General features: G+C 60.4%; 18 protein-coding genes. 10 read left to right on the forward strand and 8 right to left on the reverse strand.

All coding sequences use genetic code 11. From position 1 onward, the window contains the following. Positions 1 to 311: 311 nt before the first annotated feature. On the forward strand, positions 312 to 2,831 hold the full coding sequence (hrpB, locus tag H8B20_RS24895) for an ATP-dependent helicase HrpB (protein ID WP_210624893.1): 2,520 nt from the start codon (positions 312 to 314) through the stop codon (positions 2,829 to 2,831). A 56-nt stretch (positions 2,832 to 2,887) separates the two neighbouring features. Here the strand turns inward: hrpB and H8B20_RS24900 are convergent, their stop codons facing one another. The 3 genes from H8B20_RS24900 to H8B20_RS24910 all read right to left on the reverse strand — a co-directional run bounded on the left by H8B20_RS24900 (position 2,888) and on the right by H8B20_RS24910 (position 5,703). Then, positions 2,888 to 3,808: a WaaS/CpsH family glycosyltransferase gene (locus tag H8B20_RS24900; RefSeq protein ID WP_210624894.1), complete on the reverse strand. Its 921-nt coding sequence runs from the start codon at positions 3,806 to 3,808 to the stop codon at positions 2,888 to 2,890. A gap of 65 nt (positions 3,809 to 3,873) precedes the next feature. Beyond that, positions 3,874 to 4,953: an endonuclease/exonuclease/phosphatase family protein gene (locus tag H8B20_RS24905; protein WP_210624895.1), complete on the reverse strand. Its 1,080-nt coding sequence runs from the start codon at positions 4,951 to 4,953 to the stop codon at positions 3,874 to 3,876. A 75-nt stretch (positions 4,954 to 5,028) separates the two neighbouring features. Beyond that, positions 5,029 to 5,703 carry a YciC family protein gene (locus H8B20_RS24910; protein WP_210624896.1) on the reverse strand — a complete coding sequence of 225 codons (675 nt, stop codon included), beginning with the start codon at positions 5,701 to 5,703 and terminating at the stop codon, positions 5,029 to 5,031. 178 nt (positions 5,704 to 5,881) lie between these two features. Between H8B20_RS24910 and H8B20_RS24915 the strand changes: the two genes are divergently transcribed. From H8B20_RS24915 to H8B20_RS24925, 3 genes are all read left to right on the forward strand, one after another. Next, complete coding sequence (locus H8B20_RS24915; RefSeq protein ID WP_115146585.1) at positions 5,882 to 6,619, forward strand: DUF2076 domain-containing protein; 738 nt, start codon at positions 5,882 to 5,884, stop codon at positions 6,617 to 6,619. Positions 6,620 to 6,757: 138 nt separating this feature from the next. Continuing rightward, positions 6,758 to 7,237, forward strand: coding sequence for a LabA-like NYN domain-containing protein (locus tag H8B20_RS24920; RefSeq protein ID WP_042561201.1), 480 nt, complete (start codon positions 6,758 to 6,760; stop codon positions 7,235 to 7,237). Positions 7,238 to 7,278: 41 nt separating this feature from the next. Next, the gene (locus tag H8B20_RS24925; protein ID WP_042561200.1) at positions 7,279 to 7,884 is read left to right on the forward strand and encodes a 3'-5' exonuclease; all 606 of its coding nucleotides are present in this window, start codon (positions 7,279 to 7,281) and stop codon (positions 7,882 to 7,884) included. 123 nt (positions 7,885 to 8,007) lie between these two features. On the opposite strand, the gene H8B20_RS24930 is transcribed toward H8B20_RS24925, so the two are convergent. After that, positions 8,008 to 8,460, reverse strand: a complete 453-nt coding sequence (locus H8B20_RS24930; protein WP_042561199.1) for an Lrp/AsnC family transcriptional regulator — start codon at positions 8,458 to 8,460, stop codon at positions 8,008 to 8,010. Between the two features lie 163 nt (positions 8,461 to 8,623). Here H8B20_RS24930 and yedA point away from each other — a divergent pair, with 163 nt between their 5' ends. Together yedA and H8B20_RS24940 are read left to right on the forward strand one after the other, a co-directional pair. Further along, positions 8,624 to 9,583, forward strand: coding sequence for a drug/metabolite exporter YedA (yedA, locus tag H8B20_RS24935; RefSeq protein WP_210624897.1), 960 nt, complete (start codon positions 8,624 to 8,626; stop codon positions 9,581 to 9,583). 65 nt (positions 9,584 to 9,648) lie between these two features. After that, a complete protein-coding gene (locus tag H8B20_RS24940) occupies positions 9,649 to 10,986 on the forward strand; it encodes an RNA helicase RhlE1 (protein WP_210624898.1) in 1,338 nt (445 codons plus the stop codon). Positions 10,987 to 11,055: 69 nt separating this feature from the next. Here the strand turns inward: H8B20_RS24940 and H8B20_RS24945 are convergent, their stop codons facing one another. Both H8B20_RS24945 and H8B20_RS24950 read right to left on the reverse strand, forming a co-directional pair. Then, the gene (locus tag H8B20_RS24945; protein ID WP_210624899.1) at positions 11,056 to 12,303 is read right to left on the reverse strand and encodes a TIGR03862 family flavoprotein; all 1,248 of its coding nucleotides are present in this window, start codon (positions 12,301 to 12,303) and stop codon (positions 11,056 to 11,058) included. A 295-nt stretch (positions 12,304 to 12,598) separates the two neighbouring features. Beyond that, positions 12,599 to 13,519 (reverse strand): histone deacetylase family protein, encoded by a 921-nt coding sequence (locus H8B20_RS24950; RefSeq protein ID WP_210624900.1) that lies wholly within the window; start codon positions 13,517 to 13,519, stop codon positions 12,599 to 12,601. A gap of 82 nt (positions 13,520 to 13,601) precedes the next feature. Here H8B20_RS24950 and H8B20_RS24955 point away from each other — a divergent pair, with 82 nt between their 5' ends. The 3 genes from H8B20_RS24955 (at position 13,602) to H8B20_RS24965 (ending at position 15,740) form a co-directional block, all read left to right on the forward strand. Continuing rightward, on the forward strand, positions 13,602 to 14,171 hold the full coding sequence (locus H8B20_RS24955) for a GNAT family N-acetyltransferase (RefSeq protein WP_210624901.1): 570 nt from the start codon (positions 13,602 to 13,604) through the stop codon (positions 14,169 to 14,171). Positions 14,172 to 14,280: 109 nt separating this feature from the next. After that, positions 14,281 to 15,150, forward strand: a complete 870-nt coding sequence (gene tesB, locus H8B20_RS24960) for an acyl-CoA thioesterase II (protein WP_047303520.1) — start codon at positions 14,281 to 14,283, stop codon at positions 15,148 to 15,150. Next, complete coding sequence (locus tag H8B20_RS24965; RefSeq protein ID WP_210624902.1) at positions 15,147 to 15,740, forward strand: HAD family hydrolase; 594 nt, start codon at positions 15,147 to 15,149, stop codon at positions 15,738 to 15,740. The genes tesB and H8B20_RS24965 overlap by 4 nt, the downstream gene beginning before the upstream one ends. 137 nt (positions 15,741 to 15,877) lie before the next feature. On the opposite strand, the gene H8B20_RS24970 is transcribed toward H8B20_RS24965, so the two are convergent. Next, positions 15,878 to 16,828, reverse strand: a complete 951-nt coding sequence (locus H8B20_RS24970; protein WP_210624903.1) for an alpha/beta hydrolase family protein — start codon at positions 16,826 to 16,828, stop codon at positions 15,878 to 15,880. Beyond that, positions 16,829 to 17,716 carry a KPN_02809 family neutral zinc metallopeptidase gene (gene ypfJ, locus H8B20_RS24975; protein ID WP_042561190.1) on the reverse strand — a complete coding sequence of 296 codons (888 nt, stop codon included), beginning with the start codon at positions 17,714 to 17,716 and terminating at the stop codon, positions 16,829 to 16,831. 294 nt (positions 17,717 to 18,010) lie between these two features. On the opposite strand from ypfJ, the gene H8B20_RS24980 reads away from it, so the two are divergent. Beyond that, positions 18,011 to 18,889: a DMT family transporter gene (locus tag H8B20_RS24980; RefSeq protein ID WP_047303516.1), complete on the forward strand. Its 879-nt coding sequence runs from the start codon at positions 18,011 to 18,013 to the stop codon at positions 18,887 to 18,889. Positions 18,890 to 18,928 lie beyond the last annotated feature (39 nt).

Genomic DNA, 18,928 nt, shown 5'->3' on the forward strand with positions numbered 1-18,928 from the left:
CCCTGACGAACGCCAAGCAGTTCGCCGTTATACTCGCCGCTGGCAGGGCGTGCCCACAGTAAATTGCGGCCTCGTCTCACCCCTACCGAAATATGTTGAGGATTGAAGTTGTTTTCTCCAGATCGACACCGCGTGAAGGCTGATGAGTCCTGTCGGGGTTCGGCCCTCCGGGCTAAAGCTGTGAGCGCGCCATGCTGCGTTGCGGGACTTGGCAAGGAAACGACCCTTACCTGCGTCCCGCGCCTTGCCTGGCACGCTCACATCTTTAACGTGACTCGCCATTTACTGTGGGCACGCCCTGGGGAGCCAGCATGATTTCTTTGCCGATCGATGAAGTTTTACCCGCCCTGCGTGAAGCGTTGGCGACACGCCACGAAGCCGTGCTCGAAGCACCGCCCGGCGCCGGTAAAACCACCCGCGTGCCCTTGGCGCTGCTCAATGAAGCCTGGCTCGATGGGCAAACCATCCTCATGCTTGAGCCTCGTCGTCTGGCGGCGCGTGCCGCAGCGGAACGACTGGCCAGCGAGTTGGGCGAGAAGGTCGGGGAGACCGTCGGGTATCGCATTCGTCTCGACAGCAAGGTTGGCCCCAATACCCGCATCGAAGTGGTCACCGAAGGCATTCTCACTCGCCGCTTGCAGGATGACCCGGCACTGGAAGGCGTGGGTCTGCTGATCTTTGACGAATTCCACGAACGCAGCCTCGACGCCGATCTGGCATTGGCCCTGAGTTTGAACGGTCGAGAGCTGTTTCGCGCTGAACAGCCGCTGAAGATTTTGCTGATGTCCGCAACGCTGGAAGGCGAACGCCTGGCCGGTTTGCTCGACGACGCGCCGATCCTGCGCAGCGAGGGCCGCATGTACCCGGTGACAATGCGCTGGGGGCGGCCGTTTCAGCCCGGCGAATACATTGATCAACGCGTGACGCAGACGGTACTCGAAGCGCTCAATGATGAAACCGGCAGCGTGCTGGTGTTTCTGCCGGGGCAGGCGGAAATCCGTCGAGTCCATCAACAGCTGAGCGACGCCATCGGTCAGCGCAGCGACGTGTTGCTCTGTCCGTTACACGGTGAGCTTGATCTGAACGCGCAACGAGCCGCCATCGATCCGGCTCCACCCGGTCAGCGTAAAGTGGTGCTGGCGACCAACATCGCCGAAACCAGTTTGACCATCAACGGCGTGCGCGTGGTGATCGATGCCGGGCTGGCGCGGGTGCCGCGTTTCGATCCGGGCAGCGGCATGACCCGCCTCGACACTCAACGCATTTCCAAAGCCAGTGCCACCCAACGCGCAGGCCGGGCAGGGCGACTGGAACCGGGCGTTTGTTATCGCTTGTGGTCGCAGGATCAACACGAGCAACTGTCGGCATACGGCAGTGCGGAAATTCTCTCGGCAGATCTGGCCAGCCTTGCGTTGCAACTGGGGCGCTGGGGCGTGACACCGGGCGAACTGGTCTGGCTCGACGTGCCGCCGGCAGCGGCTTATGCACAGGCACAGGATTTGTTGCAGCGTCTGGGTGCGCTGGACGGCGAGGCGCTGACTGCGCACGGTCAGGCCATGGCCGAGCTGCCGGCGCATCCGCGTATCGGCCACTTATTGCTGCGCGGTCAGGCGTTGGGGCTGGCGACGATGGCTTGCGATGTCGCCGCGCTGCTGGGCGAGCGCGATATCTTGCGCGGCGCCGGGGCCGACCTGCACAGCCGACTGGTCCTGCTTTCGGGCGAAGAGCGCGCAACTCGTGGGGCGCAGGGCGGCGTGCAGCGTGCGCGGCAACTGGCGCGGCAATATCGCGGTTACCTGCGCGGTAAGGCGAGTGAGCCGGTCAACGATCCGGATCATCCGCGCTGGCTCGGCGCTTTGCTGGCGCTGGCCTATCCCGACCGTGTCGCCCAACAGCGCCGCGCCGGTGGCGCTGAATATCGCTTGGCCAACGGTCGCGCTGCGCTGTTCGCCGAAGCCGACAGCCTGATGAAAGAGCCATGGATCGTCATCGCCGACCTCGGCAGTCGTCAGGGCCAGCGCGAAGAACGGATTTATCTGGCGGCGGATTTTGATCCGGCGCTGTTCGATTCGGTGCTGGCCGAGCAGGTGCAGTGCGTCGATCAACTGGATTGGGACGAGCGCGAAGGTGTGTTGCGCGCCGAGCGTCAGCGCAAGGTCGGTGAGCTGGTCCTCAGTCGTGAACCGTTGACCGGTCTCGATGAAAGCGCACGCAGTCAGGCACTGGTCAATCTGGTGCGGCGCAAGGGTCTTGAGTTGCTGCCATGGACACCGGAACTGCGTCAGTGGCAAGCGCGTGTCGCCCTGTTGCGGCAGTTGGATCTGCAGACTCAAGACGCAAGCCAATGGCCGGACGTCAGCGATGTCGCGCTGATGAAATCCCTTGAACACTGGCTGATGCCGTATCTGGGCAAGGTTTCGCGGCTCAGTCATTTCGCCAATCTGGATCTGTCGAGCATCGTCCGCAATCTGCTGCCGTGGCCTCTGCCGCAACGGCTGGATGAGCTGGCGCCACATCATCTGAGCGTGCCGTCGGGTTCGTCGATTCGTCTGGATTACAGCGAGTTTCCGCCGATTCTGGCGGTACGTTTGCAGGAGTTGTTCGGGCTGGCCGAAACCCCGCGAATCGCTGGCGGCAGGCAAGTGGTCAAGCTGCATCTGCTGTCACCCGCGCGGCGTCCGGTGCAGGTGACGCAGGATCTGGCCAACTTCTGGCGCAGCACTTATGCCGAGGTGAAGAAGGATTTGAAGGGACGGTATCCCAAGCATTATTGGCCTGATGATCCGTTGGTGGCCGAGGCCACTGCGCGGGCCAAACCTCGTGGCACCTGAAGATCAAACGATCGCCGCCTGCGGCAGCTCCTACGGGATGTGAGTCGGCCAGCAATTCATTGCTGCGAGAAAACGGTCTTCACCCAACCTTGCAGCGTGTATTTTTCATAGATGGGTGCAGGGATGTCCACGTACGGGGCTGTGATGAAGTGCTCCGGAATCACCGGGCTGTTTTCGTCGATGACCAGAATGTTGGCCGGGTTGTAGAAGTCATAATCGACAACACTCTTGTTGGTCGTGATGACCTTTTTTCGCGAGGCCATGGCTTCAAAAAAGCGAAAGCTCAAACCGGTCTGACCCGGCTTGGAAATGTCCAGAATGATCCGCGAGCGCTTCACCAGTTCGCCCACAGATTCCAGCGACATTCTCTGCTCGAAGAACGTAATGCCCGGATGAGCCCCCGGGATCGGTTTGCACTGCACCAGAAACCTGTAATCGGTAATGCCGAGTCGATCGAACTCATTCGCCAGACCTTCAAGTGCCGGCACCCGGTCCTTGCCGGCCATCACCACAAACGCCGAGTAATCGCCGGGTGCACCGTCGGCAACATAGTCGTCGTAAATGAAATTGTGCAGTTTTTTCAGACCGTGGCTCTTGGCGTTTTCCGGGTCGAATGAAAACACCTCGTCATAACTGGCCAGCTCTTCGCGGCTCATCGGCCAGCGACTGAAGCTGTCGTACAGATAAGCGATCTTGCGGTCTGAGGCGCGCAATCCCGTCGCCAACTGCTTCGGATCGATTTGCGCCGGGTTGATGATGAGGGCAACGTCGAATCGCCCGCCTGCACCTATGGCGCGTTTGACCTGGCGCAACTGGGCCCAACGCTTGAGCGGACGACGGATGATCTTGGGGGCTCGATCGAACGTGTTGGCCATCGCCGACGTATCAATGAAGCACACGTCGTTATCCTTCCTCAGATGGTCAGCCAGTTTACGGGCATAACCGCCGATGTCCTTGCACATCAACAAGATTTTCATGCGTCTTCCATGTTGTAAATTCGAAGGCCGAAGCCGTGTAATCGGGCCGTTGAGCAATGCCGTTGCTATGGGGTGGCCGGGAGCAGAAAACGGGCGATCACTGGCAAGTGATCGGAAATGCGCAAGGTATCGTCCTGGCGCACCATCGCTTCAACCCGTTTGATCTTCGGGCTGTAGAACAGATAGTCGACCGTGCGATCCGGGCCGTTGAGGCCGGGATCGTTGGGGTAGTGCGTCAGCCACTGGGCGCGATTGATGCCGCTGGCTTCGTTGTTGGTCGGGATCATCGGGTATTTGTCCCACAGCAGATGTAACTCGCTGTCGGCGGCGTAAGGCGTGCGCTGCTCTGCGGGCAAACGGCGATATTGGCCGAGCGGCAGCAGGTTGAAGTCGCCGCCGACCAGCCACAGCAAACCCTGGCTTTCATACTTGTCGAGTACCTTGGCCACGGCCGTCACCTGCGCCTGCAAGGTGTCATTCGGTTGGCTGGCGCGTTCCAGATGCGTATTGAATACGGTCAGTTGCCCGCCATCGCTGAGCGGCAGACGGGTCGCGAGCAGGGCGTTTTTAGGCTGGAGCTGGCGGCTGATGAAATTGCTCGAAGCCACCGGTAATTGCAGGCGTTCGGCGTGTTCGATGCGGTAGCGGCTCAGTGTCGCCAGTTGTCGTCCGACGCTGCCAAAGATGTGTGGTTCGGGAACGAAGTCGGCTTTCCAGTCAAACGCGCTGACGCTGCACGGATACAGATCAGCGACCCGCTCCTGCAACAGCTTGAGCTGATTCTGATAGTCGCTGGCCTTGGCGCCGTCATCCAGTTCCTGCAACAGCACCACATCGGGTTGCTCGTCGCGGATCACTCGTGCCACTTCATCGAGACTGAAGGCCATGTCTTCCAGGGTCGGCGCTTCGTCGTTGCCTTGGGCCAGATCATTCCAGAACACGTAACGCTTGCCGGCCAGGTACTGCACGTTCCAGGTCATGACTTTCAGCGCTTGCCCGGGCACCAGCGCAGGCGGGGTGCCGGTGCAACTGACCGGCAGGGTTTCCCGGGTGTCGGGGCGCCAGGTCAGGCTGAACAACAGCGCGCCGATCAGAGCGATGGCGAGCACAACAAGCAACAGGGTGTAGCGCAGCAGACGGGTCATGGCTCGGCTTATAGCGTTACAGAAAGTGGCCCCGAGCATACCCGAGTGCACGCCCGTCGCCCAAGGCCAAAGCGATCAGACCGCGCCACTACGTTTGTCAGGCAGTTCGCTGATCAGCATGAACAGGCGAAACAGCACCACGCTGGTGAACAGTTGCAGGAAGCTGTGGGCACTGTCGATCAGTACGGCGATCACCGGGTTTTGCGGCTCTGGATAAACCGCCAGGCTCGCCCCTTTGAGCAACCACAGCGGTGTCATCACGCAGAGAATGCACAGCAGGATTCGCCAGAAATGCCCACGGGTCAGGCGCAGGCTTTCTTTCATGGCGTGCAATGGATTGAGGCCGCGCAGGACCAGCAGGTATTCGCCGAACGCCAGCATCACCATGAGGATCAGACCCGGCAGGAAATACAGCGAAATGCCCAGCAGGATCAGCAATGTGTTCAGCGCCGTCAGCAAGGCGAAGCGCGGCCACAGGGTGGCAGCCATCGCCAGCAGGTCGCGGTTGCGCGGCGACTCGCCTCGACTGCGGGCATCGAGAAACAGAATCAGCGCGGCGGTATACAGCGGATAAATCACCAGGCCGACAATGATGCTGCTCGCCGCAAAGCTTTCCGGCCCGGAAGCGCGATCGACCACCTGCTGCAAAAAGGCTTCGACGATCACCAGCGGCAGGCACAGCTGCACGATGCTGACCAAATGGCGTTTGAAAAAAAACAGAGAGTCGCGCAGCACTTCGAAGGCATTCATCAGTCGGTATCGCAGGTCGAAAACAGTGGCTCACTTTAACCGATGATGTGCGGCGCGGCACAAACGTAAACATTCGGTAAAGGTCGTTGAAACATCCTGTCACCGTCGCCATTACAGGTGAGCACCCCGTCCAGTGTGGATGAGGGCAATGTTTTCCCCGGCAATCTACGAGGTCGCCATGAACAGCGAAGAGCAAACCCTGATCGATGGATTGTTTTCCCGGCTGCAACAGGCCGAGACGGAAGCAGCCCCGCGCGATGCCCAGGCCGAGGCGCGGATCAAGGAACACCTGACACGCCAACCGGCGGCAGGTTATTTCATGACCCAGGCGATTCTGGTGCAAGAGGCAGCGCTCAAGAGCCTCGACGAACAGAACAAGCAACTGACCCGGCAAGTCCAGCAGTTGCAGGCCGAACTGCAATCGGCCAAGGCCCAAGGTGCGGCGCCGAGTGGTGGCGGTGGTTTTCTGTCGAGCATCTTTGGCGGCGGCACTTCGCGTCCGGCACCGGCCCAGAGCACCCCGGCATCCACTGGCGGCTGGCGTGAGCCGGCACCGCAGCAGAACTTCAATGCGCCCGCGCCGCAACAGAGCTTTGGCGCACAGTCGCCTAACTACGCGCAACAAGCGGCTCCGGCGGCAGGCAACAGCTTTCTCGGTGGCGCATTGAAAACCGCCGCTGGCGTGGCCGGTGGTGTGATGCTGGCGCAAGGCATCAGCAGCCTGTTTCATCACAATCAACAGCCGGAAGAAATTGTTGAAGTGATCAAGGAAGAGCCGGCGCAGGTTGCAGACCAGAGCAACAGCGGTTGGGGCGATGACCAGCGCATGGCCGGAAACGACCAGGGTGGGGTTGCCGATACCGACTACAGCGATGACAACTCATCGTTCTTCGATGACGACGATTCCTTCGTCTGACTCACCATTCGTCCGGAGCCCCTGAGGGCTCCGGACCGATTATTCGCGTCACCTTCCTTCGGGCTGGCATACTGAGCGCCATTTTCGGGCCTGGCGCCTGATCCCGCTTCGTGCGCTTGCGCGCTCACAGGAACTCCGGTGAAAAAAATCGCAGTGTTCGCCGACGTGCAGAACCTCTACTACACCGTGCGTCAGGCCTATGGTTGCCACTTCAACTACGCGGCGCTGTGGGCAGACATCAGCAAGGACGGGCAGATCGTCGAGGCCTACGCCTACGCGATCGACCGTGGCGACAGCAAGCAGCAGCAGTTCCAGCAGATCCTGCGCAACCTTGGCTTCATCGTGAAGCTCAAGCCGTACATCCAGCGCAGCGACGGCTCGGCCAAGGGCGACTGGGACGTGGGCATCACCCTCGACATCATGGACGCCGCCGACCACGTCGACGAAGTTGTCCTGGCGTCCGGTGATGGCGATTTCGACATGCTGCTGGAACGCATCATCAGCAAACACGGGGTTCAAGCGGTCGCTTACGGTGTTCCCGGCCTCACCGCCAACTCGCTGATCCGCGCCGCCAGTCGTTATGTGCCAATCGAAGGCGCACTGCTACTGAAGAATTGAGCGGTTACTGAAGAATTGATTTGTACGGAGTTGAACCCGGTTTGGAACGCATTGCAGTCATCGACTTTGAAACCACTGGTCTCTCGCCAAACAGCAGCTGTCGCGCCACGGAAATTGCCGTGGTCATGCTGGAAAACGGCCGCATCGTCGAGCGTTACCAGAGCCTGATGAACACGGGTGTACGCGTCCCCGCGTTCATCGAACAACTGACCGGCATCAGCAACGCCATGCTGCGCACCGCGCCGCCGGCGGAAAAAGTGATGAACGAGGTCAACGAGTTTGTCGGCTGCACGCCACTGGTCGCGCACAACGCTTCGTTCGACCAGAAGTTCTGGGACTTCGAACTGGGGCGGATCAAGCGCACACGCCTGCAAAACTTCGCCTGTTCGCTACTGTTGGCTCGTCGCTTGATGCCGGCAGCGCCGAATCACAAACTCGGCACCCTCACCACGTTCGCCCGCCTGCCGCACACGGGTCAGGCTCACCGGGCGATGGCGGATGCGGAGATGGCGGCGAACTTGATGGCGCACCTTGCGGATGAGTTGCGCAGCAAGCACGGCGTGCGCGAGTTATCCCATGACCTGCTGTGCAAACTGCAGAAAGTCCCGGCCGCCAAAGTCAGCGAACATCTGCAGCGCTATCGCTGATCCCAAAATCACCGAAGCTTCCCTGTAGGAGCTGTCGAGTGAAACGAGGCTGCGATCTTTTGATCTTGTTTTTAAGAGCAAGATCAAAAGATCGCAGCCTGCGGCAGCTCCTACAGGAGAACTCTACTTGCCGTTGCCTTCGATGTGCCCGAGCGGCACGCGCTTTTCGATCGCGCTCGACAGCACAATCGACGTCTTGCTGAACCCGAATTTCGCCACGCGATTGATCAACTCCTCCAGCTCTGGCATCGAGCCCACCGCGGCCTTCATGATCACGCACGGATCGCCCGTCACTCGAAAACACTCGGTCAGTTGGGGGATTTTCACCAGTTCGTCGTAGACCTTCTGACTGCCGTTCTGGTGCAGACGCAATTCGATCACGCACTGAATCGGCAGGCCGATTTTCGCCAGATCGATTTTTGCCTCATAGCCGGTGATCACTCCCGCTGCTTCAAGCTTGGCCACACGCTCTGCGACGGCGGGGGCGGAGAGGTTCACTTTGCGCGCCAGGTCGGCGTAGGACGCTCGACCGTTTTCGAGTAGGGCGCTGAGCAGCATGCGGTCGTATTTGTCCAAGGGTGAACTCCTGAAATCGGCAGACTTTCGAAATCGTGGTTTATGCCGTTGATCTCCGTGCTTTCCAAAGTGTACCGGCGCGATAAACAGGTTTTGTAACTTATTTTTGCCGGCTGGCCTTTCTAGAATATCCAGTCTCCTGACGCTGACTGTCGAGTTGCTCATGTCTGCCCTGCGCCGTTTTTCCTTGCCGCTGATCGCTGCTTTTTTTGCGTTGTATGTGATTTGGGGATCGACCTATCTGGTGATTCGCATCGGCGTCGAATACTGGCCGCCGCTGATGTTGGGCGGCGTGCGCTTTGTGATTGCCGGCGCGTTGATGTACGGCTTCCTGCGCTGGCGCGGGGCACCGGCGCCGACGTGGGCGCAGTGGAAAGCGGCGGGGATCATCGGGATTTTGCTGCTCAGCTTTGGTAACGGCGCGGTGAGTGTGGCCGAGCACTCGGGGGTGGCTTCGGGAGTTGCTGCGTTGGCGGTGGCGACGGTGCCGCTGTTCACGTTGCTCTGCGGTTATTTCTGGGGCGCGCGTAATACCCGTCTCGAGTGGGCCGGGGTAGGCTTGGGCATTGTCGGCATCGCCATGCTCAACATGGGCTCCAACCTGCAATCGAGTCCGCTGGGTGCCGCGTTGCTGATTTTTGCGGCGGCGGCGTGGGCTTTCGGTTCGGTGTGGAGCCGGCATCTGCCGCTGCCGCAGGGGGCGATGGCCAGTGCCGTGGAAATGCTGGTCGGCGGTGTGGCGCTGCTGATCGGTAGCACGCTGAGCGGCGAACATCTGCAAGCGCTGCCGCCGATTGAAGGCTGGCTGGCGCTGGCGTATCTGATTTTCTTCGGCTCGATCATCGCCTTCAATTCCTACATGTACCTGCTCAAGCACGTGCGCCCGGCCGCAGCGACCAGTTATGCCTACGTCAACCCGGCGGTGGCGGTGTTGCTGGGGATCGTGTTTGTTGGCGAGACGATTGGTATCGAAGAGGCGCTGGCGATGTTGGTGATCATCAGCGCTGTGGTGTTGATTGGCTTGCCGCAGTGGCGCCGGCCAGTACTGCCGCAGTGGCGCCGGCCAGTACTGCCGCCAGTCGCAGCGCCGACAGCCGTTCCCGCGGAACAGCGTACGAATTAGGGTAAACTGCGTGGCATTGCACACTCGTGTCGCACAATTGCGCTGAATTTTCCTACGGTACTCCCATGACTTTCGCCTCCCTTGGCCTGATCGAACCTTTGCTGCGCTCTCTCGAGAAGCTCGGCTACCAGACCCCGACGCCTGTGCAGGCGCAAGCCATACCGGCCGTTCTGGCCGGTCGCGACCTGATGGCTGCGGCCCAGACCGGCACTGGCAAAACGGCCGGTTTTGCCTTGCCGCTGTTGCAGTTGCTGGCCATGGAAGGCCCAAAAGTCACCGCGAACTCGGCGCGTGCGCTGATTCTGGTGCCGACCCGCGAGCTGGCCGAGCAGGTTCATGAGTCTGTGCGCCAGTACGCCGAAAACCTGCCGCTGCGCACTTATGCGGTTTACGGCGGCGTCAGCATCAACCCGCAAATGATGAAGCTGCGCGGCGGCGTCGATGTGCTGGTCGCCACGCCTGGTCGCCTGATCGACCTGTTCCGCCAGAACGCGCTGAAACTCGATCAGTTGCAAACCCTGGTGCTGGATGAAGCCGATCGTATGCTCGACCTGGGCTTCTCCGAAGAACTGGCGAACATCTACCGCATGCTGCCGAAAAAGCGCCAGACCCTGCTGTTCTCCGCGACCTTCTCCGACGATATTCGCCTGCTGGCCGGGCAGATGCTCAACGACCCGCTGAGCGTCGAAGTCAGCCCGCGCAACGTCGCCGCCAACACCGTCAAGCAGTGGCTGGTGACGGTGGACAAGAAGCGCAAGGCCGAACTGTTCGTGCATCTGATGCGCAAGAACAAGTGGAAGCAAGTGCTGGTGTTCGCCAAGACCCGCAACGGCGTGGACGCGCTGGTGGAAAAACTCCAGGGCCTGGGCGTCAACGCGGACGGCATCCACGGTGATAAACCGCAGGCGACCCGTCAGCGTGCGCTGGATCGTTTCAAACTCAGCGAAGTGCAGATTCTGGTGGCCACCGATGTCGCGGCCCGTGGTCTGGACATCGAAGACCTGCCGCTGGTGGTCAACTTTGATCTGCCGATCGTGGCCGAGGATTACATTCACCGTATCGGCCGTACTGGCCGTGCCGGTGCGACGGGCGAAGCGATTTCGCTGGTATGTGCCGATGAAGTGAACATGCTGTCGGCGATCGAGATGCTCACGCGTCAGACGTTGAAGCGTCAGAACGAACCGGACTTCGAGCCTGAACACCGCGTGCCGGATACCGATGCCAGCGGTCAGGTGATCAAGAAGCCGAAGAAACCGAAAAAGCCGAAAACTTCCGGCGGTGGCGGCAAGCGCAACCTGGGTAAATGGGTCGACAGCGGCGAGACGCAGGCGCCAGAGCCTTCGATCAAACCTGTGCGCAAGGTGCCGGTGTTTAATACTGGGCCGCGCAAGCGCAAGCCGTAAAAGCAGCTTCGAGTGGATAGCTGCAAGCTGCAAGTTAAAAGCGCTGTGCTTTAGCTTGCAGCTTGTGGCTTAAAAACTGGCGCTGCTTTTAAGCCACTGCAAAATCCCCAACCCCGCGGCCCGCCCACTGGCAAAACATCCCGTCAGCAAATAGCCGCCCGTTGGCGCTTCCCAGTCAAGCATCTCGCCTGCGCAGAACACCCCCGGCAACGCCTTGAGCATCAAGCGCTCGTCCAACGCCTCGAACGTCACGCCCCCGGCACTGCTGATCGCTTCGTCCAGCGGGCGGGTTTTGATCAATGTCAGCGGCAATGCTTTGATCGCCCGCGCCAACAGCGCCGGATCAGCGAACGTCGCCGCATCAGTCAATTCACGCAACAACGCCGCTTTCACCCCATCAATCCCGACCTGACTGTGCAGATGCTTGGCCATCGACCGCGAACCGCGTGGCTTGCTCAACGCTGCCTGCAATTTATCCACAGGTCGGCCGGGCAACAGATCGATGTGAATGGTCGCTGAGCCGTGCGCGTTGATCGCCTCACGAATCGGCGCCGACAGCGCATAAATCAGACTGCCTTCAATGCCGGTCGCGGTGATCACGCATTCGCCCAAGCGCGGAATGTCGTCGTTCAAGCCAATGGCGATATTTTTCAGCGGCGCGCCGGCGAATTTGCTGACAAGCAATTCGCTCCAGGTCTGCACTTCGAAGCCGCAGTTACTTGGCTGCAATGGCGCCAGTCCTACACCACGCTGCTCAAGCGGCAACATCCACGCGCCGTCGGAACCGAGTCGCGACCAACTGCCGCCGCCGAGAGCGAGCAGCGTGGCGTCGGGTTTGAGAGTTTTCTCGCCTTCCGGGCTGTCGATGCGCAGCGCGCCGTGTTCATCCCAACCGAACCAGCGATGGCGGGTGTGGATAACCACGCCGCTGTCGCGCAGACGCTTGAGCCAGGCGCGCAGCAACGGCGCGGCTTTCATGTCGGTGGGGAACACACGGCCGGAGCTGCCGATGAAGGTTTCGATGCCCAGATCGTGAATCCAGCGGCACAACGCATCGGCATCGAAGCTGCGAAGCAACGGGGCGATTTGCGGTGCGCGTTCGGCGTAGCGCGAAAGGAACGCCGGGTAGGCTTCGGAATGGGTGATGTTCATGCCGCCGACGCCTGCCAGCAGAAACTTGCGGCCCACCGAGGGCATACCGTCGTACAGATCGACGCGTACTCCCACCTGGCTCAGCACTTCGGCGGCCATCAGGCCGGCAGGGCCACCGCCGATGATGGCGACGTGAGCGGGAGAGGAGGCGGTGTTCTGAGTCATGGCGTGCGCTGCGGTATGGCGAGATAAGGCGCGCATTCTAACAGCGCAGGCCAATGGGGGAGATCCCTGTGGGAGCGAGCCTGCTCGCGAAAGCGGTGGGTCAGTCACTTTTGGTGTTGAAAGGACCGACTTCTTCGCGAGCAGGCTCGCTCCCACAGGGGATTTGTGGAGCAATTCAAATGTTGGTTAAAAAACAACCGCCGCGCTGTACGCCATGTTCGCTGTGGCCTGTAGTCCCTTTCACTCAGGTTATCCACAGGCAGTTCCACAGCGATTGTGGGTAACGCAGCACAACTCAATGACAACCGTGTGACGTCCAGACGCGCTGCGCGCTGTGATGAAGAATGCCGTGACGGCGGGCGAGGGCGTGGCGATCCTTGCTGTAACCACCGCCGATCACGCCGACCACCGGGATGTCACGGCCCAGACAATGGCGCATCACGCTTTCATCGCGGGCGGCGACACCTTCGTCGGTGAGTTGCAGATAACCGAGGGCGTCGTCCTTGTGCACATCGACGCCGGCGTCATACAACACCAGATCCGGTTGATACAGCGGCAGCAGATAGTTGAGCGTGTCGTCGACCACTTTCAAATAGTCGCCATCGCCCATGCCTTTGGGCAGCGGAATGTCCCAGTCACTTTCGGCTTTGCGTGCAGGAAAATTCTTCTCGCAGTGCAGGGAAACGGTAATCGCCTCCGGGGTGTCATGCAGGATGCGCGCGGTGCCGTCGCCCTGATGCACGTCGCAATCGAAGACCAGCACGCGATTGACCCGGCCGCTTTGCAGCAGGTATTGGCTGATGATCGCCAGGTCATTGAAGATGCAGAACCCGGCCGGGTAGTCGTAATGCGCGTGATGGGTGCCGCCCGCCAGATGACAGGCCAGGCCATGCTCCAGGGCTTTTTCCGCAGCGAGGATTGAACCGCCGACCGCCCGCACCGTGCGCCGCGCCAGTGCTTCGTTCCACGGCAGGCCGAGGCGCCGCTGGTCTTCGCGGGACAACTCGCCGCTCATGTAGCGTTCGATATAGCTACGGTCATGGGCCAACGCGAGGATGTCGTTGGGACAGATCTGCGGACGCAACAGATCGGTGTCACGGGTCAGGCCGCTGTCGACCAGGTGATCACGCAACAGACGAAACTTGTCCATGGGAAAGCGGTGATCCGCTGGGAACTCGGGGCTGTAGTCTTCGTGGTAGATCAGCGGCAATGGCATGGCTTTTTCGCGAGGGAACGTTGGAAAGAGTGAAGGATCCTACCAGCGATGTAGACTTGCGGCATGGAAACGGAGGGGCACGATGGAGCCGATACTGCAACTGGAAAGCGCACGCCTGCTGATGCGTCAGTGGCAGGACGAGGATTTGCCGGCATTTGCGGCGATGTGTGCCGATCCTCAGGTCATGCGTTACTTTCCGGCACCCTTGAGCCGACTGGAAAGTGCCGCGTTGATCGGCCGGGTACGCGGACATTTTGCCGAGCATGGCTATGGTTTGTGGGCGCTGGAGCGCAAGGACAGCGGCGAGTTCATCGGATTCACCGGGTTGGGTGTCGTCGGTTTCGACGCCTCATTCACGCCGGCAGTGGAAATCGGCTGGCGTCTGGCCAAGGAGCATTGGGGCCTGGGTTACGCCAGTGAAGCGGCGTGGACCGCTCTGCGCTGCGGCTTTGATCGCTTGGCCTTGAAAGAGGTCGTGTCTTTCACCGCACAAAGCAATTTGCCTTCGGAGAAAGTCATGCAGGCGATCGGCATGCATCACGCGCCGGCCGATGACTTTGATCATCCGAAACTCGCCTTCGATCACCCGTTAAGAAGGCATGTGCTGTATCGCATCACCCGGGAACAATGGCTGCAAACCTTGCATGGATAAGCCGACACGGACGTTTACAATGGCCGCCAAATCATTGGCCTGCGCCAGAATCTGAATCGACCGCCGTAGCCAAGACTGCGCGGTATAGCTTTGTGTGAGGAGAGCCTGAATGAGCCAAGTGTTGGAAGATCTGGTCGATTTGCTGACCCTGGAACCGATCGAAGAAAACCTCTTCCGTGGCCGCAGCCAGGACTTGGGTTTCCGTCAGTTGTTCGGTGGTCAGGTGCTCGGCCAGTCGCTGTCGGCGGCCAGTCAGACCGTTGAAGAAACCCGCCATGTGCATTCGATGCACGGTTATTTTCTGCGTCCGGGCGATGCCAAGTTGCCGGTGGTCTATTCGGTTGATCGCGTGCGCGATGGCGGCAGCTTCAGCACTCGTCGCGTGACGGCAATCCAGAAGGGCCATCCGATCTTCACGTGCAGCGCTTCGTTTCAGTACGACGAAGAAGGCTTCGAGCACCAGACCCCGATGCCGGTTGTGGTCGGCCCGGAAAACCTGCCGTCGGAGCTGGAGCTGACTCAGCAACGTGCGCACCTGATCCCCGAGCACATGCGCGAAAAACTGCTGTGTCCGAAGCCGATCGAAGTGCGCCCGGTCACCGAAAAAGATCCGTACAACCCGCAGCCAGCGGACCCGGTGAAATACGTGTGGTTTCGCGCCGACGGTGCGTTGGCCGACATTCCGGCGCTGCACAAATACCTGCTGGCCTATGCCTCGGACTTCGGTCTGCTGACCACCTCGATGCTGCCTCACGGCAAATCGGTCTGGCAGAAAGACATGCAGGTTGCCAGCCTTGATCACGCGCTGTGGTTCCACAATGACCTGCGTGCCGATGACTGGTTGCTCTACGCGATGGACAGTCCGTGGGCCGGCAACTCGCGTGGTTTCTCCCGTGGCAGCGTGTTCAATCGCGCTGGGCAACTGGTGGCTTCGGTCACCCAGGAAGGCCTGATTCGGCATCGCAAGGATTGGGCATGAGCCTGGCTGACGTCCGCCATTGGGTGTTCGACATGGACGGCACCCTGACCGTCGCGGTGCATGACTTCGCGGCGATTCGCGGGGCATTGGCGATTCCGCCCGAAGACGACATCCTCACCCATCTCGCCGCATTGCCGGCCGATGAATCGGCGGCCAAGCATGCGTGGCTGCTTGAACACGAGCGCGACCTGGCCTTGGGTTCGACCCCGGCGACGGGTGCAGTGGAGCTGGTGCGTGATCTGTACTCGCGCGGTTATCGCCTCGGCATTCTGACCCGCAACGCGCGCGAACTGGCGCATGTGACCCTGGAGGCAATCGGCCTGGCTGACTGCTTTGCCGTCGACGATGTGCTGGGCCGCGATGAAGCACCACCGAAGCCGCACCCGGGTGGTTTGCTGAAACTGGCCGAGGCCTGGAACGTGTCGGCCAGTGAGATGGTGATGGTCGGCGATTACCGCTTTGATCTGGATTGTGGCCGTGCGGCGGGCGCGCGCACGGTGTTGGTGAATCTGCCGGATAACCCGTGGCCGGAGCTGACGGATTGGCATGCGCAGGATTGTGTCGATTTGCGGCGGATGTTGTTCACCTGATATCCCGGTTGTTTGAACTGGCCTCATCGCTGGCAAGCCAGCTCCCACAGGGATTTTCAGTGGATGCAGAAATGTGCCTGACACAAATCATTGTGGGAGCTGGCTTGCCAGCGATGGCGCCAGATCATTTACAGGACTTATTCGAACAAAGCCTTCTGCCCCTCCGGCGACGTCAGCATCTCGTCGCCGTTATGCCCAACCCCCGGCACCTCAACCAAACGCTGATTCACGCCTTCCGGATGGCGGCGCAGCAAGTAACCGAAAAACATCTTGCCTCGCTCCAGGCGATACGCCCCCTGCGCTTTTGCCGAGCAACTCTTGTCCAGCGCCGGATGCTGTGGGTCGATGTCCTGCTGCCCGAGCAGATAAATCACCTCGCGTTTGATGTAACTGCTTTCAAGCTGCAGCGGCGTTTGCCCACCGGCATACACCGGCATGTCTGACAGACCGTACTTCCAGCGATTAAAGCCCGGACATTGCGCGTGATCGAATGCCACGGGCCGCTGTTCGTTGAAATAGGCGTACGAGGAAGGGTTCGCTACCACGTAACGCAGGCGAATGCCGTTGGCCTTGAGCGCAGGCTGATCCTTGGCGAGCAGGGCATAACGCTGCACCACCTGGCCTCCGCCGGAGTGGCCAAAAATCACGATCTGCTTGACGTCCGGAAACTGTTTGCGATCGGTGATACGGGCGACGATTTCATCCAGCGCCGCATAGGAACTCAATGGATTCGGACCTGTGGAGAAACCGCCGCCCATCCAATCGTTGCCTTTCCAGCGCAACACCGTCGCGGGCAATGAGTACAACGGCACGTCACTTTCATTGAGAAACTGCGGGGCGATCACCAGCGTGTGCGCGGTTTGCCCCGCCAGTTCTGCCGCGCTTTCGGCGCTCTTGCGATAGGTCTCGGCGTTGCGCAGGCGACCATGAATGACGATCAGCACGCGCTCGATTTTCTCCGGCGCAGGGCCGATACCCACCGCCATTTCCCCGGCCTTCAGTTGCAATCGCCCGGGGCTGATTGCGTCGACGCCAGCCGCCTGCGCGGTGCTGCCAATGATCAGTAAAGCCAAAAGCCATTTGTGCATTTACAGGTTTTTCGCCGCAAAGGTGTCGCACTGGCTTACCTGGCCCTGCGCGAATCCGGTTTTGAACCAGCGCACCCTTTGCGCCGACGTACCGTGAGTGAACGAGTCTGGCACCACACGACCCTGACCCTGTTGTTGCAAGCGATCATCACCGATGGCGTTGGCCGCATTCATGGCCTCTTCAATGTCGCCCGGTTCCAGCCAGTTCAGGCGCTTCTGCGCGCTGTAGGCCCAGACGCCGGCCAGGCAATCGGCCTGCAGTTCCTGGCGCACCAGCAAGCCACCGTCGCCCTCCATCTGCCGACCTTGCTGGCGGGCTGTCTGAATTTTCGCCGAGACACCGAGAAGCGTCTGCACGTGATGTCCGACTTCGTGAGCGATCACGTAGGCTTGTGCGAAGTCTCCGGACGCCTTGAAGCGTTGCGACATTTCCTGGAAAAACGCCATGTCCAGATAGACCTTCTGGTCTGCCGGGCAGTAGAACGGACCAGTGGCCGATGTGGCCATACCGCACGCGGAGTTGACCCGGTTGCTGAACAGCACCAGGGTAGGATCTTTATATTGCCGGCCGGCCTGCTGGAAAATCGTGCCCCAGGTGTCTTCGGTATCGCCGAGGATCGAGCGGACGAACTCTGCCTGTTCATCGTTCGCCGGCGGTGCCTGGCGGGTCTGCGAAGTGGCTGCCGGTTGCTCGGACATTTGCCCGGTGAGCTGGCCGAGGATCTGCATCGGGTCTTGCCCGGTGATCCAGCCGATGCCGACGATCAGTAGAATCGCCCCAAGACTCAGGCCCTTGCCGCCGCCAAAGCGCATGCCACCGCCACCGCCGGCGTCATCACCACGGGCATCGACGACGTTGTCACTGCGTCGGCCTTTTTTCCATAGCATGTGGGAATCCTCTATTGAACGTGATGATGAGTGTTGCTGGTGCGTGAGTATGGCGCCAGTCCGGTCGTCAGACACCCGGGTTCGCCCGGCGGTTCTATTGGCGCGTGAATCCGGGTTCACGTGCAGGATCAGGACTATAACTTCGCGTCATCAAAAGTTCTGCTGTCTTGCTCGTTATCATTGAAGCCGGTGTTGAACCATTTGGTGCGCTGTTCGCCCACTATTATGAATATTCTCTGTGAGAGTCTGACGCCTGGCTCTAGATTGTTTGGCAGTGTTTACAAAGGAGTGCCCATGACCGTCAGTACACCGTTGTCCGGCGTCAACCAACCCTTCAAAGGGATCATGCTGATTGTCGTGGCGACCTTCCTGTTCTCCAGTCATGACGCATTGTCGAAATACCTCTCCGGGTTTTATCCGATCGTGATGGTGGTGTGGGCGCGCTACGTGGTGCACACCCTGCTGATGGCGGGCATTTTTCTGCCGCAATCCGGGTTGCGCGTCCTGCGCACCAAGAAGCCTTTGTGGCAGTTGATCCGCGCACTTTGCCTGCTCGGCACCAGCCTGTTCTTCACCACGGCGCTGATGTACATCCCGCTGGCGGAAGCCACGGCAGTGAACTTCCTGGCGCCGGTGCTGGTGACCGCGTTGTCGGTGCCACTGCTCAAGGAGCGAGTGACCCGTGGTCAATGGATCGCGGTGATTTGCGGTTTTATCGGCGTGCTGATCATCGTCCATCCCGGTGGCGAACTGTTCACGCCGGCTGTTTTGCTGCCGCTGTGCTCGGCGCTGTTTTTCTGCTTCTACCAATTGCTCACTCGCAAGCTCGCCGAAGTCGACAGCCCGACCACCAGCAATTTTTTCGCCGGGTTGTGCAACACGTTGGTGATGAGTGCGCTGGTGCCGTTCTTCTGGCAGGTGCCAACGTTGACCCATGCCGGGCTGATGCTGGCGCTGGGCAGTTGCGGGATGACCGCGCACTTGTTCCTGACCCAGGCGTTCCGCCATGCCGCGCCGGCGTTGCTGGCGCCGTTCGGGTATTGCCAGATTGTGTTTGCGGGGCTGTTGGGCTGGCTGCTGTTCAATCACACGCCGAGCGGGTTGACGGTGATCGGTATTGCGGTGATCTGTTGCAGCGGCCTGGCGGCGGCGTGGCAGCAGAGCCGCAAGTAGCGACACAAACCCCCGTAGGCGCTGCGGCACGCGGCGATC

The organism is Pseudomonas sp. P42, from assembly GCF_017973755.1.
In the GTDB taxonomy this organism is placed as follows: Bacteria; Pseudomonadota; Gammaproteobacteria; order Pseudomonadales; family Pseudomonadaceae; genus Aquipseudomonas; species Aquipseudomonas iridis.

Excerpts from the sequence above, each read along its gene's own strand:
- H8B20_RS24945 (WP_210624899.1), bottom strand. The coding sequence starts at position 12,303 with ATGACTCAGAACACCGCCTCCTCTCCCGCTCACGTCGCCATCATCGGC.
- H8B20_RS24980 (WP_047303516.1), top strand. The coding sequence starts at position 18,011 with ATGACCGTCAGTACACCGTTGTCCGGCGTCAACCAACCCTTCAAAGGG.
- H8B20_RS24910 (WP_210624896.1), bottom strand. The coding sequence starts at position 5,703 with ATGAATGCCTTCGAAGTGCTGCGCGACTCTCTGTTTTTTTTCAAACGC.
- yedA (WP_210624897.1), top strand. The coding sequence starts at position 8,624 with ATGTCTGCCCTGCGCCGTTTTTCCTTGCCGCTGATCGCTGCTTTTTTT.
- H8B20_RS24900 (WP_210624894.1), bottom strand. The coding sequence starts at position 3,808 with ATGAAAATCTTGTTGATGTGCAAGGACATCGGCGGTTATGCCCGTAAA.
- tesB (WP_047303520.1), top strand. The coding sequence starts at position 14,281 with ATGAGCCAAGTGTTGGAAGATCTGGTCGATTTGCTGACCCTGGAACCG.
- H8B20_RS24950 (WP_210624900.1), bottom strand. The coding sequence starts at position 13,519 with ATGCCATTGCCGCTGATCTACCACGAAGACTACAGCCCCGAGTTCCCA.
- H8B20_RS24940 (WP_210624898.1), top strand. The coding sequence starts at position 9,649 with ATGACTTTCGCCTCCCTTGGCCTGATCGAACCTTTGCTGCGCTCTCTC.
- ypfJ (WP_042561190.1), bottom strand. The coding sequence starts at position 17,716 with ATGCTATGGAAAAAAGGCCGACGCAGTGACAACGTCGTCGATGCCCGT.
- H8B20_RS24970 (WP_210624903.1), bottom strand. The coding sequence starts at position 16,828 with ATGCACAAATGGCTTTTGGCTTTACTGATCATTGGCAGCACCGCGCAG.
- hrpB (WP_210624893.1), top strand. The coding sequence starts at position 312 with ATGATTTCTTTGCCGATCGATGAAGTTTTACCCGCCCTGCGTGAAGCG.
- H8B20_RS24915 (WP_115146585.1), top strand. The coding sequence starts at position 5,882 with ATGAACAGCGAAGAGCAAACCCTGATCGATGGATTGTTTTCCCGGCTG.
- H8B20_RS24905 (WP_210624895.1), bottom strand. The coding sequence starts at position 4,953 with ATGACCCGTCTGCTGCGCTACACCCTGTTGCTTGTTGTGCTCGCCATC.
- H8B20_RS24965 (WP_210624902.1), top strand. The coding sequence starts at position 15,147 with ATGAGCCTGGCTGACGTCCGCCATTGGGTGTTCGACATGGACGGCACC.
- H8B20_RS24955 (WP_210624901.1), top strand. The coding sequence starts at position 13,602 with ATGGAGCCGATACTGCAACTGGAAAGCGCACGCCTGCTGATGCGTCAG.